General features: G+C 69.3%; 16 protein-coding genes. 13 read left to right on the top strand and 3 right to left on the bottom strand.

Annotated elements, in window-relative coordinates; genetic code table 11:
* Positions 1–25 precede the first annotated feature (25 nt).
* Complete coding sequence (locus LC452_RS14595) at positions 26–1,003, bottom strand: branched-chain amino acid ABC transporter permease (RefSeq protein ID WP_136055470.1); 978 nt, start codon at positions 1,001–1,003, stop codon at positions 26–28.
* A gap of 5 nt (positions 1,004–1,008) precedes the next feature.
* Positions 1,009–2,292 carry a branched-chain amino acid ABC transporter permease gene (locus LC452_RS14590; RefSeq protein WP_263294199.1) on the bottom strand — a complete coding sequence of 428 codons (1,284 nt, stop codon included), beginning with the start codon at positions 2,290–2,292 and terminating at the stop codon, positions 1,009–1,011.
* 314 nt (positions 2,293–2,606) lie between these two features.
* On the opposite strand from LC452_RS14590, the gene guaB reads away from it, so the two are divergent.
* Positions 2,607–4,109 (top strand): IMP dehydrogenase, encoded by a 1,503-nt coding sequence (gene guaB, locus LC452_RS14585; protein WP_223626540.1) that lies wholly within the window; start codon positions 2,607–2,609, stop codon positions 4,107–4,109.
* Between the two features lie 64 nt (positions 4,110–4,173).
* Here the strand turns inward: guaB and LC452_RS14580 are convergent, their stop codons facing one another.
* On the bottom strand, positions 4,174–4,611 hold the full coding sequence (locus LC452_RS14580; RefSeq protein ID WP_223626538.1) for a DUF4190 domain-containing protein: 438 nt from the start codon (positions 4,609–4,611) through the stop codon (positions 4,174–4,176).
* Between the two features lie 143 nt (positions 4,612–4,754).
* Between LC452_RS14580 and LC452_RS14575 the strand changes: the two genes are divergently transcribed.
* The 12 genes from LC452_RS14575 to LC452_RS14520 all read left to right on the top strand — a co-directional run bounded on the left by LC452_RS14575 (position 4,755) and on the right by LC452_RS14520 (position 16,199).
* On the top strand, positions 4,755–5,069 hold the full coding sequence (locus tag LC452_RS14575) for a DUF2277 domain-containing protein (RefSeq protein WP_223626536.1): 315 nt from the start codon (positions 4,755–4,757) through the stop codon (positions 5,067–5,069).
* A gap of 241 nt (positions 5,070–5,310) precedes the next feature.
* Entirely contained in the window at positions 5,311–6,354 is a 1,044-nt protein-coding gene (locus LC452_RS14570) for a response regulator (RefSeq protein ID WP_223626534.1), read from the top strand.
* The gene (locus tag LC452_RS14565; protein ID WP_223626532.1) at positions 6,354–7,343 is read left to right on the top strand and encodes an ATP-grasp domain-containing protein; all 990 of its coding nucleotides are present in this window, start codon (positions 6,354–6,356) and stop codon (positions 7,341–7,343) included. Before LC452_RS14570 ends, LC452_RS14565 begins: the two co-directional genes overlap by 1 nt.
* Positions 7,340–8,053, top strand: a complete 714-nt coding sequence (locus LC452_RS14560) for a PHP domain-containing protein (protein ID WP_223626530.1) — start codon at positions 7,340–7,342, stop codon at positions 8,051–8,053. Before LC452_RS14565 ends, LC452_RS14560 begins: the two co-directional genes overlap by 4 nt.
* Positions 8,053–9,540 (top strand): glycosyltransferase, encoded by a 1,488-nt coding sequence (locus tag LC452_RS14555; RefSeq protein WP_223626529.1) that lies wholly within the window; start codon positions 8,053–8,055, stop codon positions 9,538–9,540. The genes LC452_RS14560 and LC452_RS14555 overlap by 1 nt, the downstream gene beginning before the upstream one ends.
* Positions 9,537–9,680 carry a hypothetical protein gene (locus LC452_RS14550; RefSeq protein ID WP_223626527.1) on the top strand — a complete coding sequence of 48 codons (144 nt, stop codon included), beginning with the start codon at positions 9,537–9,539 and terminating at the stop codon, positions 9,678–9,680. The genes LC452_RS14555 and LC452_RS14550 overlap by 4 nt, the downstream gene beginning before the upstream one ends.
* Positions 9,677–10,024, top strand: a complete 348-nt coding sequence (locus LC452_RS14545; protein ID WP_223626526.1) for a response regulator — start codon at positions 9,677–9,679, stop codon at positions 10,022–10,024. Before LC452_RS14550 ends, LC452_RS14545 begins: the two co-directional genes overlap by 4 nt.
* Complete coding sequence (locus LC452_RS14540; protein ID WP_223626524.1) at positions 10,021–11,811, top strand: cell wall metabolism sensor histidine kinase WalK; 1,791 nt, start codon at positions 10,021–10,023, stop codon at positions 11,809–11,811. Before LC452_RS14545 ends, LC452_RS14540 begins: the two co-directional genes overlap by 4 nt.
* 103 nt (positions 11,812–11,914) lie before the next feature.
* Positions 11,915–12,466 carry an OsmC family protein gene (locus LC452_RS14535; RefSeq protein WP_223626522.1) on the top strand — a complete coding sequence of 184 codons (552 nt, stop codon included), beginning with the start codon at positions 11,915–11,917 and terminating at the stop codon, positions 12,464–12,466.
* A 69-nt stretch (positions 12,467–12,535) separates the two neighbouring features.
* A complete protein-coding gene (locus LC452_RS14530) occupies positions 12,536–14,224 on the top strand; it encodes an ABC-F family ATP-binding cassette domain-containing protein (RefSeq protein ID WP_223626521.1) in 1,689 nt (562 codons plus the stop codon).
* Between the two features lie 42 nt (positions 14,225–14,266).
* Positions 14,267–15,382: a GuaB3 family IMP dehydrogenase-related protein gene (locus tag LC452_RS14525; RefSeq protein ID WP_223627686.1), complete on the top strand. Its 1,116-nt coding sequence runs from the start codon at positions 14,267–14,269 to the stop codon at positions 15,380–15,382.
* A 58-nt stretch (positions 15,383–15,440) separates the two neighbouring features.
* The gene (locus LC452_RS14520; protein ID WP_223627685.1) at positions 15,441–16,199 is read left to right on the top strand and encodes an SURF1 family protein; all 759 of its coding nucleotides are present in this window, start codon (positions 15,441–15,443) and stop codon (positions 16,197–16,199) included.
* Positions 16,200–16,405: the final 206 nt, after the last annotated feature.

Genomic DNA, 16,405 nt, shown 5'->3' with positions numbered 1-16,405 from the left:
CGGCTCAGGGACCGTGTTGGTGCTTTCACTTGACAAAGGTCATCTCCCTCTTGTCGCCGAGGATGCCCTGGGGGCGGAAGATCACGAGCAGCATCAGCGCGATGCCGATGAAGATGAACACCAGCGTCGAGGCCTGGCTGTCGGACATCGGCAAGATCCCCGCCTTCGCCATCGACGGCAGCAGGTTCGCCATGAAGGCGAACACGATCCAGAAGAGGATCGCTCCGAGCGTCGGTCCGAACACCGTGGCCGCGCCTCCCAGGAGGAGGACGGTCCACAGGAAGAAGGTCAGCGAGGTCGTGTAGCTGCCCGGCACGACGGCGGAGGGGAGCACGAACACGATCCCTCCGGCGGCGCCGATGACGCCACCGACGACGAGCGCCTGCATCTTGTAGGCGAAGACGTTCTTGCCGAGCGAGCGCACGGCGTCCTCGTCCTCACGGATGCCCTTGAGCACGCGGCCCCACGGGCTGCGCATCAGGGCCCACACCAGGAGGATCGCGACGAGCAGGACGATCAGCCCGAACACACGGTTCCAGAGGTCATCGGCGCTGTACGTCCACGGTCCGAACCCGTAGGTGCCGGTGGGGAAGGGGTTCGCGTCGCGGAAACCGCCGTTGAACTGCGCGAGGCCGTCGGCCGAGTTGGTGTACTCGTCGAATACCTGCGTGGTGAAGAGCAGGCGCACGATCTCACCGGCGGCGATCGTCGCGATCGCGAGGTAGTCGGCCCGCAGGCGCAGCGTCGGGATGCCGAGGAGCACCGCGAAGAGCGCGCCCCCGAGCAGGCCGATCAGCATGCCGATCCACCACGGGAGACCGAAGGTCAGCACGGAGATGGCGTAGCCGTAGCCGCCGATAGCCATGAAGGCGGCCATACCGAAGTTGAGCAGGCCGGCGAAGCCGAAGTGCATCGCGAGACCCGTGGCAGCCAGCGCGTACGCCAGGGTGACCGGGCTGAACAGGTAGACGGCGGTGTTGGAGAAGATGCTTCCGAAGTCCATGGCGGTCAGCCCAACCTTTCCCTGCGGCCCAGCAGTCCCTGGGGTCTGACGAGGAGGATCACGATGAGCACGACCAGAGCGCTCGCGTACTTCAGGTCGGAGGGGATCCAGAGTGTGGAGACCTCGACCGCGATGCCGACGATGAGCGAGCCGACGAGAGCGCCGAACGCGGTACCGAGGCCGCCCAGCGTGATCGCGGCGAAGATGAGCAGCAGCATCTGCGCGCCCATGTCCCACTTCACCCCGGGGCGGAAGTAGCCCCAGAGGACGCCGGAGATCGCTGCCAGGGTGCCGGAGAGGATCCAGACGTACCGGACGACCTTGTCGACGTCGATGCCGGATGCGGCAGCGAGCTGCGGGTTGTCGGAGATCGCGCGGGTCGCCTTGCCGATGCGGGTGCGGGTGAGGAAGAACGCCACCCCGACGATCACCACGATGCTCACGCCCATGCCGATCATGTCGATGTACGACAGCGAGATGGGGCCGAACTGGATCGGTGCCGGGCTGGCACCCGGAAGCTGCCGGGTGCCGCCGCCGATCAGGTACTGGAAGGCATAGCGGAGCGCCAGCGACAGCCCGATGCTGACGATCATCAGCTGCACGACGCCGAGCCCGCGTCGCCGCAGCGGACGCCAGATCCCGGCGTCGAGCGCCCAGCCGAACAGTCCGCCGCCGACCACCGCCGCGATGATGCCGGCCCACAGCGGAAGATGCCAGAAGGTCGTCGTGACCAGCGCCACCAGTCCGCCCCAGGTCACCATCTCGGCGTGTGCGAAGTTCGACAGCCGCGTCGTGCCGTAGATCAGCGCCGCGCCCATCGAGGCGAGCGCCAGGAGGAGGCCGAAGTTCAGGCCGCCGACGAGACGCGAGAGCAGCTGATCGAGGACCGACACCGTGACCCGCTGACCCTCACCGAGGAACAGGTTCATGATCTTGGTGCCGGTGAGCCCGAACTCCACCTCGAAGGAGGCGGACGTGCCGGAGATCGGCTGCGTGCCCGGGGGCAGCAGGCTCGCGTCGACGATCACGCCGTCCGGCAGGGAATCTTCGTCGACTGTGAGCGTGTACGTGTCCTTCTCGGGCACGTAGAGACGCCACTTGCCGTCGGCATCCGTCTCGGTCTCGCCCTTGAAGCCGTTGCCCTCGATCTGCATGCCGACGCCTTCGACAGGCTCATCGTCGAAGGTGATGACCCCGGCGAAGTAGAAGTCGGTCACCTCCTGGCCGTCGTCGGTCGTCTCGGCCGAAGCCGGAGACGGGGGCAGGATCAGGAACGCTGTGAGCGCCATGATGATGCCGAGGAAGGCGACCACCCAGGGTCGCTTTCGCTGCACGGCGATTGATGTGGGTCCCACGCAACCTCCACTGTGAGTGCTTTCCCGGCGGCATCGGGTGTGAACCGCAGGGGTGGACGACGTTTTGAGCGTAGTGTGCGTTTCCCGATTCGCCTACACCGGCGGCCTGCCCGCCGGACGACCGCGCCCTTCGGGAATGTTCACGGCCTCATCTCGCTTAGAATCCTCATACGGGTTTCCGGCCCGCGCCGGACGCTGTCGACCGCACTCGCACTCGGATTCGCGCGACTCGCGCAGGAGGAGCTTCCATGGACCAGCACGATCCCTTCGGCTTCGTCGGACTGACGTACGACGATGTGCTGCTCCTGCCGGGGCACACCGACGTGATCCCCAGCGAGGCCGACACGTCATCGCGGATCACGCGCCGCATCTCGGTCGCCACGCCGCTGCTGTCGAGCGCCATGGACACGGTCACCGAGTCGCGCATGGCGATCGCGATGGCGCGTGAGGGCGGCATCGGCATCCTGCACCGCAATCTCTCGATCGCCGACCAGGCGGCGCACGTCGACCGGGTCAAGCGCAGCGAGTCCGGCATGATCACCGACCCGATCACGACCACGGCGGATGCCACGGTCGAAGAGGTCGACGCCCTGTGCGCGAAGTACCGCATCTCGGGACTTCCCGTGATCGACGACGACGGCAAGCTCGTCGGCATCATCACCAACCGCGACATGCGCTTCGTCTCGGGCTTCGAACGGCAGACCACGTTCGTGAAGGACGTCATGACGTCGGAGGGCCTCGTGACCGCCCCGGTCGGCGTCGCCGCCGGCGAAGTCATCGCCCTCTTCGCGAAGCACCGCGTCGAGAAGCTGCCCCTGATCGACGCCGACGGCAAGCTCGCCGGTCTCATCACCATCAAGGACTTCGACAAGAGCGAGAAGTACCCGCTCGCGACGAAGGACGACCAGGGCCGTCTGCGCGTCGGCGCGGCGATCGGCTTCTTCGGCGACGCGTGGGAGCGTGCGGAGGCGCTGCGCGACGCGGGCGTCGACGTGCTCGTGGTCGACACGGCCAACGGCCAGTCGCAGGGCGTCATCGACCTGGTGCGCCGTCTGAAGGCCGACGAGACGTTCGAGCACATCGACATCATCGGCGGCAACGTCGCCACCCGCGAGGGTGCCCAGGCTCTCATCGACGCCGGAGTCGACGCCGTCAAGGTCGGCGTCGGTCCCGGCTCGATCTGCACCACCCGCGTCGTCGCCGGCGTCGGCGTGCCGCAGGTCACCGCGGTCTACGAGGCGTCGCTCGCCGCACGTCCTGCCGGTGTTCCCGTGATCGCCGACGGCGGTCTGCAGTACTCGGGCGACATCGCCAAGGCGCTCGTCGCCGGCGCGGATGCCGTGATGCTCGGGTCGCTCCTCGCCGGTACCGACGAGTCGCCGGGCGAGATCGTCTTCCAGTCCGGCAAGCAGTTCAAGCAGTACCGCGGCATGGGCTCGCTCGGTGCGATGCAGACCCGTGGCAAGCAGACCTCGTACTCGAAGGACCGCTACTTCCAGGCCGACGTCCCGAGCGACGACAAGCTCATCCCCGAGGGCATCGAGGGCCAGGTCCCGTATCGCGGCCCGCTCGCCGCTGTGGCGTACCAGCTCGTCGGCGGTCTCCGTCAGTCGATGTTCTACGTGGGCGCTCGCACGATCGAAGAGCTCAAGCAGCGCGGCAAGTTCGTGCGCATCACGTCGGCAGGGCTCAAGGAGTCCCACCCGCACGACGTGCAGATCGTCGTCGAGGCGCCGAACTACAAGAAGTAGGCGACCCAGACAGGAAGGGACCGGATGCTGCACAGCATCCGGTCCCTTCCTCGTGCAGGCGGGGTCAGCCGCAGGTGTAGGTGACGCCGTTCACGTCCCACACACCAGGGCCGAGCTCCGCGCACGTCCCGATGACGCCGCTGAGCACGGTCACGAAGAGGATGATGCCGATGATCCAGAGCAGCGTGATGACGGCGCCGACGATGATGCCGGCGATCGCGAGGCCCTTGGGTGCCCCGGCCTTGCCGAGCTTGACGGCCGCGACGATGCTGATGACGAGGCCGACCGGCGCGGCGACGAAGGCGAGCACCAGGCCGATGATCGACAGCACGCGTCCCGGAGGGGACGCCGGCGCGGTCGCATAGGGCGCGCCGCCGTACGGCGCCCCGTTCGGGGCAGGCGGAGCGTAGCCGGCGGCAGGATCCGCCGGCGCACCGTTCCACGCCGGGGGAGTCTGTGCGGGGGGATTCTGCGGGGAATCCGGGGGTGGGGGAATCGTCATGTCTCGCTCCTCTTCCAGGGAGACGGCGGATCGGCCGTCGCCGGTTCTCGTAGCCAGAGCGTAGCGAGCCGCGTGTCGATCGCACCATCCTGTGCACCGGATCGACTCTTCCGTCAGCCGTCGGCCCGGCGTAGCGTGCCGGTATGTGCCGCAACATCGTGCCCCTGAACAACCTCGAGCCCGCAGCGACCGACGAGGAATGCCACGACGCCGCCCTCCAGTTCGTCCGCAAGATCGCGGGAACGAATGCGCCGTCGCGGGCGAACCAGGCCGTGTTCGACCGGGCGGTCGCAGAGATCGCGCACGCGGCCCGTCATCTGCTCGATGACCTCGTGACCACGGCTCCGCCGAAGAATCGCGCCGACGAGGCGGCCAAACGGCAGGCCCGCTCGGCCGAGCGGTACGAGGCGATCCGGGTCTACCAGCAGGAGAAGCGTGCAGCACGGGTGACGTCGTAGTCCCTCGGCGCACACGCATCCGGGGAGCGGGCACGCAGTTATCGTGTCGTGCACGCCCTGATCGATGCCGTTGCGCGCGGTGAGCGAAGGCTCGCCCTGACCGGCAGCGTCGCGCGGGGGCTTTGATATGCCAATATTTAGGAATAACACCCGCTCGACTTCCCCGAGCTCACGGTTCTGAAGGGCGCCGAGAGCACGACGCCAGCCCCACCGGCAGGGAATTCCCCAAGGAGAGCTGCAAATGGTTGAGGAGTCCCCGCGCGTCCTCGTCGTCGACGACGATCCGGACGTCGCACTGCTCGTGAAGACAGTGCTCGAAAGGCGCGCGGGCTGCATCGTCGACACCGCGGAGGACGGCCGCTCGGCGATCGAGCTCATGACCGCGCTGCGCCCGGACGTCGTCGTCACCGACATCGAGATGCCGGGGCTGAGCGGTCTCGAACTGCTGGACGAGCTGCGGCGCACGAGCCCGCACGTCCCCGTGATCGTCATGACGGCTCACGTCTCCGTCGAGTACGCCGTCTCCGCGCTGCGCGCGCAGGCCGACGAGTTCCTCACCAAGCCGCTCGACAACGCGCGACTCGTCGAAGCCGTCACGCGCCTCGCCGCGGAAGGACGACGCCGCCGCGATGAGGCACGGCCCAAGGAGGTCGTGCTCGCGATCGGCGCGCACCCCGACGACGTCGAGATCGGAGTCGGCGGACTCCTGGCCGCCCACGCCCATGCGGGCGACTCGATCACCATCCTCACGCTGTCCCGAGGTGCCCGCGGCGGCGACGCCGACAGCAGGCAGAGCGAGTCCCTCGCCGCGGCCGACATGCTCGGCGCCCGGCTCTTCGTGAAAGACCTGATCGACACCGAGATCTCCGGGGGAGGCGCGACCGTGCGCCTGATCGAGGAGGTCGTGCAGGAGATCCAGCCGACGATCGTCTACACGCACTCGAGCCACGACCGCCACCAGGATCATCGCGCGGTGAGCGAGGCGACGATCGTGGCCACGCGCCGCGTCGGCACGGTCGCCTGCTACCAGAGCCCCTCGGCGACCATCGACTTCCGGCCGACCCGGTTCGTCCGGATCGACCCGTACCTCGAACAGAAACTGCGGCTCCTGGAGCGTTTCAGCTCGCAGACCGCCAGCCGCGATTACCTCGAACCCGACTTCGTCACCGCGACGGCCCGCTACTGGTCGCGCTTCGGTGGTGGCAAGGCGGTCGAGCCGCTCGAAGTGGTGCGCGAGACGGCCGAGTTCGTCGGCGCCCACGAACTCACGAGAAGAGAGACCTGATGACGAAGCGCGTGCTGGTGACGGGTGCGGGGGGTCCGGCCGGCGTGGCCGTCATCCGCTCGCTCCTCCGCCGTTCCGACCTGACCGTGTTCGCGGCCGACATGGACGGCTGGGCGAGCGGCATCTACCTGGTGCCGCCGGCGCAGCGCCGTCTCGTACCGCCCGGCCGCGACGAGGACTTCGTCCCGGCGATCGCGCGGATGGTCGCGGAGGATTCCCTCGACCTCGTGATCTCGACGGTCGACGTCGAACTGATCGCGCTCGCCGAGCGACGCGACGAACTCGCACCGGCCGTGCTCGCCGCGCCCTCCGCCGACACGCTGAACACCGCGCTCGACAAGCTCGCCCTCGCCGAGCGCTGCGCTCCGACGGGGCGCACCCCGCGCACGGTCCTCGCCGGACCCGACGCCGAAGGCGTCGACTGGGAGTTCCCCGTCTTCGCGAAGCCGCGCCAAGGGGCCGGGAGCCGCGGCATCCGATTGGTACCCGACCGCGCGGCGCTGGAGGCTCTCCCGACCGACGAGGGGCTCATCGTGCAGGACTACCTGCCGGGCGAGGAGTACTCCGTCGACGTGATCGCGGATGCCGCGGGCAACGTCGTCGCCGCCGTGCCGCGGACGCGCGCCCGGGTCGATTCGGGCGTGGCGATCGCCGGACAGACGGTCATCGACCCCGAGCTCGAGGACACGGCGGCGGCCATCGCGCAGGCGATCGGTCTCGTCGGCGTCGCGAACGTGCAGCTGCGCCGCGATCGGACCGGACGCGCCGTGCTGCTCGAGGTCAATCCGCGCTTCCCCGGTGCCCTCCCGCTGACGATCGCGGCCGGGGTGGACATCCCCTCGCTGGTCGCCGATCTGTTCCTCGGCATCGAGCTCCCCGCACGGATCCCGTTCCGTGAAGTCGCCTCGGTGCGCTTCCTGGAAGACGTGATCGTCGAGGTGGACGACCTGCTCGTCTCGGCCCACGCAGGGCACCAGGAGGAGCTGTGAGTCACGCCGCGCTCCGCGGCGACCACCACGTGCACTCCACCTTCTCCGACGACGCCGTGTCGACCCTCGCCGAGAACGTCGCGGCGGCCGCTACGGCCGGACTGACGACCGTGCGACTCGTCGACCACGTGCGGCAGAGCACCACCTGGGTGCCGGAGTACCTCGCGGCCGTCCGCGCGCTCTCGGTGCCGGAGGGCCTTGAGGTGCTCACCGGCGTCGAGGCGAAGATCCTCGACGCGTCGGGCACCCTGGACATCCCGGTGCTCCCGGAGGGCATCGATCGCATCCTCATCGCGGATCATCAGTTCCCGGGACTCGACGGCCCGCTCGGACCGACCGCCGTGCGCGAGCGCATCGCATCCGGCTGGGCTGGCGACGACGTGCTCGACGAGCTCGTCGGGGCGCTGATCGCGGCGATGCGCCGGTATCCCGGCAACCAGCTCGCCCACTGCTTCTCGATCCTGCCGAAGATCGGATTGTCGGAAGAGGACCTCGGGGACGAGCGCATCGACGCCTGGGCGCGCGCGGCAGCGGAGACCGACACCCTCGTCGAGGTCAACGAGAAGTGGGGGTGCCCCGGCATCCGTTCGCTGGCGGCACTGCGTCAGGCCGGGGCCGGGATCGTGGCATCCACCGACAGCCATGTCGCATCCGACGTGGGGCGGTACTCGCGGGTCACGGCGCTCCTCGACGCGGAGGCCGGTGCGTGATGCCCGAACTCACCTGGCTCGAGACGGCCGTGGTCGTCGTGCTGCTGATCTGCGTCTTCGTCGGAACTCTGCCCGTGATCAACACGGCGCTGCAGTTCCTCACTCTGCCGCTGCACGCGTTCCGCAACCACTACGCGAAAGCGGCGCCGTACCATCCGAACGTCGCGGTCGTGATCCCCGCCTGGAACGAGGGGCTCGTCATCGGGCCGGCGATCGAACGGCTGCTCCAGCTCGAATACCCGGAGGACCGTCTGCGGATCTTCGTCGTCGACGACGCCTCGACGGATGACACCCCCGAGATCGTCACCGCCAAAGCCGCAGCGTACCCGGGCCGCGTCGTGCACCTGCGTCGCGACAAGGGCGGCGAGGGCAAGGCGCACACGCTCAACCACGGGCTCGACGTGATCCTCGCGGACGCCTGGACCGAAGCGGTGCTCATCATGGACGCCGACGTCATCTTCGCCCGCGACTCGCTGCGCAAGCTCACCCGGCACCTCGCCGACGAGAAGGTCGGCGCGGTCACCGCGTACATCGCCGAGGGCAGTCGCGACCGCAACTACCTCACGCGCTTCATCGCGATCGAATACGTCATCGGGCAACTCTCCGCCCGCCGCGTGCAGAACGTCGGCGGCGCCATCGCCTGCCTCGCGGGCGGCGCGCAGCTGCACTCCCGTGCGAACCTCGAGGCGATCGGCGGACGCATCCCCACCGGCACGCTCGCCGAAGACACCATGACGACGTTCGAGGGCCAGCTCAAAGGACGGCGGATGGTGTTCGAGCCGCACGCCGTCGTGCTGGCCGAAGAGCCCCGGACCGTGGACAGCCTCTGGAAGCAGCGACTGCGCTGGGCTCGAGGCAACGTCCAGCTGACCTCGATCTACCGCAAACTGTGGTTCCGGCCGAGTCGCCTGCACAATCTGGGCAGTTTCTCGTTCGGCTTGGCGTGGTTCACGATCCTGCTCCTGCCGGCGTTCATGCTCCTCGCGGCCACCGCGCTGCTCGTGCTGCTCGTGCTGCACAGCGACATCGCGGAGTTCGTGTTCCGCTTCATGTGGGTCGCCGCGGCATGCATCTACATCTTCTCCATGCTCTATGCCGCCCAACTCGACCCGCGTATCGGCAGGCAGTCGTGGCGCGAGGCGATCATGTTCCCCGGGCTCGGCGCGCTGATCCTCATGGCGATCGCCCTCTTCCCCTGGCTCTTCGAAGGCGGTCTGACCCAGCTCGGGTTCGCGCTCACCGACGAGACCCGATTCTTCTGGGCCGTGATCTTCTACCTCTGGGGGCCGATCTCGATGCTCGGCATCTGGCTCGCCCGCGCCGTGGAACCCCTACCGGGCGGACGGTTCTTCGCGGGACTATTGCTCTACGTCTGCGGCTACGGCTCTCTGCTGTGCGCGATCACCGTGGACTCGTACATCAAGGAGTGGCGTCGGGCCGACGCCTCATGGATCAAGACCGAGAAGATCGGACGGGTCGACTCATGACCGAAGCACCGTCGCAGGACGCCGAGGTGCAGGAGATCGTCGTGGATGCTCGCCGAGAGCGCCGCCTGATCCCGCAGGGCCTCCTCGCCATCGGCGTCGTCGTCGTGATCGTCGTCGTGCGAGAGCTGCTCCTCCGATGAGCGGGAGGCCGTTGGCCCTCGTCGTCGAGGATGCGGTCGATCAGGCCGCGCTCGTGCGCCGCTACCTCGACCGCGAGGGTTTCGACGCCTACGTCGCGGTCGATGCGGAATCGGCGATCGCCGCCTTCGACGAGATCGAGCCCGTGCTGGCCGTCATCGACCTTCTGCTTCCCGGCATCAGCGGTCAGGAGTGCGCGCGTCTCGTGCGCCAGCGCTTCCCGGCCTGCTTCCTCGTCATCAGCTCCGTGCTCGACGCCGCCGACTATCCACCCGCGGATGCGGCTCTGCCCAAGCCGATCACCGGCGCCGATCTGCACGGCATCGTGGCGCAGGTGAAGCGATGAGGGCGACCCCGCTCGATCGCGCCGAGAACCGGTGGTACCAGGTCTTCGACAACCCGAGTCCGCTGGTCAAGCAGGCTCCGACGTTCATCGCGGCCGTGGGGGCGGGGTTGCTGACGTGGGTGATCCCGAACCTGCCGTTCACGCACTTCGGCGCGGCGATCCTCGGAATCGGTATCGTCATGGCGGCCACCGTCTATGCCGGCGTGCTCAGCGCGCGGCGCCTGCACGACGGCTGGATCGTGCTGCTGGTTCCTCTCGTCGACATCGCGGGTCTCGGCCTGTTCCGCACCGGCACCGGCGGGCCGGCCTCCCTGTTCTCCTCCCTGGTGCTGCTCCCCGTCGTCTGGCTGGCCGCCGCCCCCGGCATCCGCTGGGTCTTCGTGGTCGGCGGTCTGACGTCGATCGCGCTGCTCATGCCGTACTTCGTGGATCCACCGGACGACGCCGTCGACTGGCTGCGCGGCGTGATCGGCCCGCTCGTGTTCGCCGCGGTCGCCGCGGTCATCAACGAGCTCTCCCGTCAGCAGCGCGTGCGGGCGGAGCAGGCGGAGGAGCTGGTGGCCGAGCGCACGGCCGCGCTGTCCGAGAACGTCAAGATGATCGTGCAGCTGCGGGAGAAGGAGCACCAGTACCGCTCGCTCGTCGAGTCGTACGAGGGACTGTGGTCGTCGATCACCGCACAGGCCGTGATCGCCACCGATCTGAAGGGCCTGATCACGGCCTGGAACCCCGGTGCGGAGCGGCTGTTCGGCCTCACGTACGCGGAGGCGATGAGCGACGTGCGCGTCGATCGCTTCTTCGCCGAATCGTCGTTGACCGCCCTGGCGAGCGACTGCACGAAGGAGCAGCACGAGGGCGCGGGCTCCGAGCTGCCGCCGGGGGTGCGTGCGCTCTTCGCCGGTGCCGACGACGATCAGAGCGTCGAGGGCGACATCGACGTCGTGACGGCGGGCGGGACCTCGGTGCCGGCGCGAGTGACCGTGAACCCCTACAAGGACGGCGCCGGCACGCAGCAGGGGTACCTGCTGGTGGTGACGGACGAGAGCAAAGCGGTCGAGGTCGCCCGAATGAAGGACGAGTTCGTGGGGATGATCTCGCACGAGCTGCGGACGCCCCTGAGCGCGATCATCGGCTTCCTCGACCTGCTCCAGAACGACCCGGGTCAGCCGCTCACGGGCGAGCAGCAGGAGTTCGTCGGCATCATCGAGCGCAACGCCGAGCGGCTGCTGAACCTCGTGGGAGACCTGCTGTTCACCGCGCAGGTCGAGTCGGGTCGGTTCCCGCTGGACCGCGAGGAGGTCGACCTCGGCGAGCTCGTGCGCTCCGCCGTGGCATCCGCCGGCCCGCACGCCCAGCGCGAGGGCATCGAGCTCTCGGCCGAGCTGGCACCGGAGCCCGTGCGCATGCTCGTCGACGCCGGTCGGATCGGGCAGGCACTCGACAACCTGCTCTCCAACGCGATCAAGTTCACGCCGCGCGGCGGGCACGTCACCACGAAGGTGCGGCCGTTCGACGGCGGAGTCGAGCTGTCCGTGCGCGATACCGGCGTGGGCATCCCTGAAGATGAGCAGGGGATGCTGTTCACCCGGTTCTTCCGAGCCTCGACGGCGACGCGCAACGCTGTTCCCGGTGTGGGACTCGGTCTCACGATCACGCGCGCCATCGTCCTCGCCCACGGCGGCACGATGGACGTCACGAGCGAAGAGGGCGTGGGCACGGAGTTCCGCTTCGTGCTGCCGTCGGCCCCGCGCACCGAGGTGCTGCAGACACTGAGCCGCGCGGACTGAGGAGTATCGCCGTCTTCGACGGCGAGTGACCGCCTGTGACGGGGCATGAACGCGCGTGACGTGGCCGGTGCCGGCGGGCGCACCTCGCGGCTACGGTCGCCGCATGACTCTTCTCCAGGACCAGATCACCGCCGTCTCCGACGTCGCACCGGCCGAGCGCGCAGAGCGCCTGAACGCCGCCGGCGCGGCATGGAACGAGCGGATCGCCGCCGACGCGAGTGCCGCGCAGCTCACCTATCGGGTCAGCGGCCGAGGCATCGGTTCCGTCGCCACCGAGATCCGTGCGGGCAAGCACCGCTTCCTCGTCGACGAGCCGCAGGCGCTCGCCGGTGACGACGTCGCAGCGAGCCCGGTCGAGTACGCGCTGGCCGCGCTCGTCTCCTGCCAGGTGGTGGTCTACCGTCTCTACGCCCAGGCGCTCGGCCTCACGATCGATGAGATCGAGGTGACGGCAGAGGGGGATCTCGACGTCCGCAAGCTCTTCGGCATCGACGAGTCGGGCCGTGCCGGCTTCCACGACATCCGCCTGAAGGTCGACATCACCGGACCCGACACCGCCGAGCAGTACGAGAATCTGCGTCGGGCCGTCGACGCGCACTGCCCGGTGCTCGATCTCTTCGCGAACACGGTTCCCGCCGCGAGCGCACTGGTCTGACCGATCTGTCCCCCGGGACTGATAGCCTGGTCGGCTCGCTGTTCGCGGGCGGAAGGACGGCCTCGAACCGTGGGCTACATCGATGTCTCCGGAGTGTCCCTGACGCTCCCCGACGGCAGACCGCTTCTCGACGAAGCGACATTCAGGGTGGGTGCGGGCTCGACGAGCGCGCTGATCGGACCGAACGGCGCCGGAAAGACGACGCTGCTGCGCATCATCCGCGGCGACCAGACCGCCGATGACGGAGTCGTGACGATCGACGGGGGCCTCGGCGTCATGGACCAGTTCGTCGGTCACGGCGAGGCGGGCGAGACGGTGCACCAGCTGCTGGTGCGCGTCGCTCCCGCGCGCATCCGCGGGGCGGCCGATGCGCTCGAGGCCGCGGAGAACGCCCTGATCGAGCGCGACGAGCACGACACCCAGATGGCGTACGCGTCGGCCATCGCGGAGTATGCGGATGCCGGCGGCTACGAGCACGAGACCGTCTGGGACCAGTGCACGGTCGCGGCCCTCGGCGTGCCCTATGAGCGCGCCCGGTATCGCGAGCTCACCACGCTGTCGGGTGGAGAGCAGAAGCGCCTTGCTCTGGAGGCGCTGCTGCGCGGGCCCGACGAGGTCCTCCTGCTCGACGAGCCGGACAACTACCTCGACGTCCCGACCAAGCGCTGGCTCGAGGAGCAGCTGCGGCAGACGCCGAAGACGGTGCTGCTCGTCTCGCACGACCGCGAACTCCTGGCGCGTGCTGCCGACCGGCTGATCACGCTCGAGCCCGGCGGCGCCGGATCCACCGCGTGGGTGCACGGCGGCGGTTTCGCGACCTATCACCAGGCGCGCACCGACCGGATGGACCGTCTCGACGAGCTGCGACGGCGCTGGGACGAGCAGCACGAGAAGCTGCGCACCCTCGTCGCGAACCTCAAGGTCAAGGCCTCCGCGAACGACGGTTTCGCGTCGCGGTACCAGGCGGCCCAGACGCGGCTCCGCAAGTTCGAGGAGGCCGGACCCCCGGAGGAGCGCCCGCCTGCGCAGGACTTCGACATGCGCCTGCGCGGTGCGCGCACGGGCAAGCGCGCTGTCGTGGCCTCCGCCCTCGAGCTCACCGGACTGATGAAGCCCTTCGATGCGGAGGTCTGGTACGGCGACCGCGTCGGGGTGCTCGGGTCGAACGGATCGGGGAAGTCGCACTTCCTGCGGAGGCTGGCGCGCGGCGGCAGCGACCCCGATGCCACCCTCGGGCACGTCACGTCGACGGGGGAGCAGCTGAGTGCGGTGCCGCATACGGGCACGGCGACCCTCGGTGCCCGCGTCGTGCCCGGGCTGTTCGCGCAGACGCACGCGCACCCCGAGTTCGTCGGCCGCACGCTGCTCGAGATCCTGCACCGCGGCGACGATCGTCGCGCCGGGATGCCGAGGGATGCCGCGAGCTCGGCGCTGGACCGCTACGGGCTCGTCCGGCAGGCGCAGCAGACCTTCGAGTCGCTGTCCGGCGGTCAGCAGGCGCGTTTCCAGGTGCTGCTGCTCGAGCTGTCGGGGGCGACCCTGCTGCTGCTCGACGAGCCGACGGACAACCTCGACCTGGAGTCGGCCGAGGCCCTCGAGAACGCGCTCGCGCGGTTCGAGGGGACGGTGCTCGCGGTCACCCACGACCGCTGGTTCGCCCGGTCGTTCGACCGGTTCCTCGTGTTCGGGGCCGACGGCGAGGTCTACGAGTCCGATGCACCCGTGTGGGACGAGAGGCGGGTGGCGCGCTCGCGTTGACTGCAGCCGCCTCCGGGCGCCGGGTAGGCTGGACGGGTGACCATGGAGATCGAGCTCGGCCGAGGAAAGCGCGCCCGCCGCGCGTATACGTTCGACGACATCGCGGTGGTGCCCTCGCGCCGCACACGCAATCCCGAGGACGTCTCGACGGCGTGGACGATCGATGCCTTCGGCTTCGACATCCCCGTGCTGGGTGCGCCGATGGACTCGGTGGTGAGCCCGCAGACCGCCATCATGCTCGGGCAGCTCGGCGGACTCGGCGTGCTCGACCTCGAGGGCCTGTGGACGCGCTACGAAGACCCCGAGCCGCTGCTGGCCGAGATCGCCGGCCTCGATGACGGCGACGCCACCGTGCGCATGCAGCAGCTGTACTCCGAGCCGATCCGGCCCGAGCTCATCACGCGCCGCCTCGCCGAGATCCGCGAGGCCGGCGTCACGGTCGCCGGCTCCCTCACCCCGCAGCGCACGCAGGAGCACTACGACACCGTCGCCGCTGCAGGCGTCGATCTGTTCGTCATCCGCGGCACCACGGTCTCGGCCGAGCACGTGTCGAGCGTCGACGAGCCCCTGAACCTCAAGAAGTTCATCTACGACCTCGACGTCCCGGTGATCGTGGGCGGCGCCGCGACGTACACCGCTGCCCTGCACCTCATGCGCACGGGCGCCGCCGGTGTGCTCGTCGGCTTCGGCGGGGGAGCGGCGTCCACGACGCGCGCGACCCTCGGCATCCACGCGCCGATGGCCACCGCGGTCTCCGACGTCGCCGCCGCGCGCCGCGACTACCTCGACGAGTCCGGCGGCCGCTACGTGCACGTCATCGCCGACGGAGGCGTCGGCACATCCGGCGACATCGTCAAGGCGCTGGCCATGGGAGCGGATGCCGTCATGCTCGGCGTCGCGCTCGCCCGTGCCACCGATGCGCCGGGTCGGGGATTCCACTGGGGTCCCGAGGCGCACCACCCGCAGCTGCCGCGCGGCCGCCGCGTCGAGGTCGGTGGCATCGGCACGCTCGAGGAGATCCTCTACGGCCCCGCGCCCGTCGCCGACGGCACCGCGAACCTCATCGGCGCGCTGCGCAAGTCCATGGCGACGACCGGATACTCCGACCTCAAGGAGTTCCAGCGGGTCGAGGTCGTCCTCGCCCCGTACGAGGCCTGAGGCCCCGCGCGTCACCGTGACCACTCCCGCACCGTTCCCGCCGACCCTCCGTGAGGTCATGCTCCGGGGACGGTGGATCGGGATGCTGCTGCTGTGCCTGGTCGTCGCCGGCGTGTTCGCGTGGCTCGGGCAATGGCAGCTCGAGCGGGCCATCGAGACGGATCCGCCCCCCGCGGGCGCGACCGAGCAGGTGCGCCCCCTCGACGACGTCGTGGCACCGGGCGAGTACCTTCCCGAACCTCTCGTCGGTCAACGCGTCGAGGCCACGGGCACCTGGGTCGAGGGCGACTTCCTCATCGTGTCGAGCCGCTTCAACGACGACGTCGAGGGCTACTGGGTCACCGGTCAGCTGCGCGTGGCCGATCGCACCGCGATCGCCGTCGCGATCGGATGGGCGCCGGACCGCGAGGCGGCCGATGCCGCGGTCGAGCAGCTCGACGCCGAGTCCGGTGATGCCGAGGTGCAGGTCAGCGGCCGGGTGATCTCGGACGAGGGCCCGTCGGTCCCGCCGCGCTCCGACCCCGCGCAGATGGACCGGATGTCGACGGCGGCACTCCTCAGCCGCTGGCACGACACCGAGCAGCTGGACGTGTACCGCCCCTACCTCGCGTCGACCAGTGCGACCGCGGGCCTCGTCGACATCTCCTCCCCGGCTCCCGAGGAGCAGTCCCCGGTCAACTGGCTGAACATCTTCTACGCGATCGAGTGGGCGATCTTTGCCGGGTTCGCGTTCTATCTCTGGTACCGCCTCGCGAAGGACGCGTGGGAGCGCGAGGTCGAGGAGTTCGACGACGCGCAGGCCGCGGAAACCGCCTGATCACACGCGCATCTGCGCGCGCTCGCCCGCGCACGTGCGCGCCGGAATGCCGGCATATGGACCTTCGTCGGGGGTCGTCGCGGACATCCGGTGAGCGGTCGATGACCAATCGGAAAACTCCATTGAGGATGTCGGAACCGCTACGTATGCTCGCAACATGTGTGCGGGCTGGGAGACCCCGGTGCGCGCCGTGACAGATTCATGAG

The organism is Microbacterium sp. EST19A (genome assembly GCF_019969685.1).
Taxonomy (GTDB): Bacteria; Actinomycetota; Actinomycetes; order Actinomycetales; family Microbacteriaceae; genus Microbacterium.
Note: the sequence above shows the minus strand (reverse complement) of the source record. Positions and strands in the feature narration are given on the sequence as shown.

Coding starts and splice junctions, on each gene's coding strand:
- LC452_RS14545 (WP_223626526.1), top strand. CDS start 9,677: ATGAGCGGGAGGCCGTTGGCCCTCGTCGTCGAGGATGCGGTCGATCAG.
- LC452_RS14575 (WP_223626536.1), top strand. CDS start 4,755: ATGTGCCGCAACATCGTGCCCCTGAACAACCTCGAGCCCGCAGCGACC.
- guaB (WP_223626540.1), top strand. CDS start 2,607: ATGGACCAGCACGATCCCTTCGGCTTCGTCGGACTGACGTACGACGAT.
- LC452_RS14555 (WP_223626529.1), top strand. CDS start 8,053: ATGCCCGAACTCACCTGGCTCGAGACGGCCGTGGTCGTCGTGCTGCTG.
- LC452_RS14570 (WP_223626534.1), top strand. CDS start 5,311: ATGGTTGAGGAGTCCCCGCGCGTCCTCGTCGTCGACGACGATCCGGAC.
- LC452_RS14540 (WP_223626524.1), top strand. CDS start 10,021: ATGAGGGCGACCCCGCTCGATCGCGCCGAGAACCGGTGGTACCAGGTC.
- LC452_RS14565 (WP_223626532.1), top strand. CDS start 6,354: ATGACGAAGCGCGTGCTGGTGACGGGTGCGGGGGGTCCGGCCGGCGTG.
- LC452_RS14580 (WP_223626538.1), bottom strand. CDS start 4,611: ATGACGATTCCCCCACCCCCGGATTCCCCGCAGAATCCCCCCGCACAG.
- LC452_RS14550 (WP_223626527.1), top strand. CDS start 9,537: ATGACCGAAGCACCGTCGCAGGACGCCGAGGTGCAGGAGATCGTCGTG.
- LC452_RS14535 (WP_223626522.1), top strand. CDS start 11,915: ATGACTCTTCTCCAGGACCAGATCACCGCCGTCTCCGACGTCGCACCG.
- LC452_RS14520 (WP_223627685.1), top strand. CDS start 15,441: ATGCTCCGGGGACGGTGGATCGGGATGCTGCTGCTGTGCCTGGTCGTC.
- LC452_RS14525 (WP_223627686.1), top strand. CDS start 14,267: ATGGAGATCGAGCTCGGCCGAGGAAAGCGCGCCCGCCGCGCGTATACG.
- LC452_RS14595 (WP_136055470.1), bottom strand. CDS start 1,003: ATGGACTTCGGAAGCATCTTCTCCAACACCGCCGTCTACCTGTTCAGC.
- LC452_RS14590 (WP_263294199.1), bottom strand. CDS start 2,292: ATGGCGCTCACAGCGTTCCTGATCCTGCCCCCGTCTCCGGCTTCGGCC.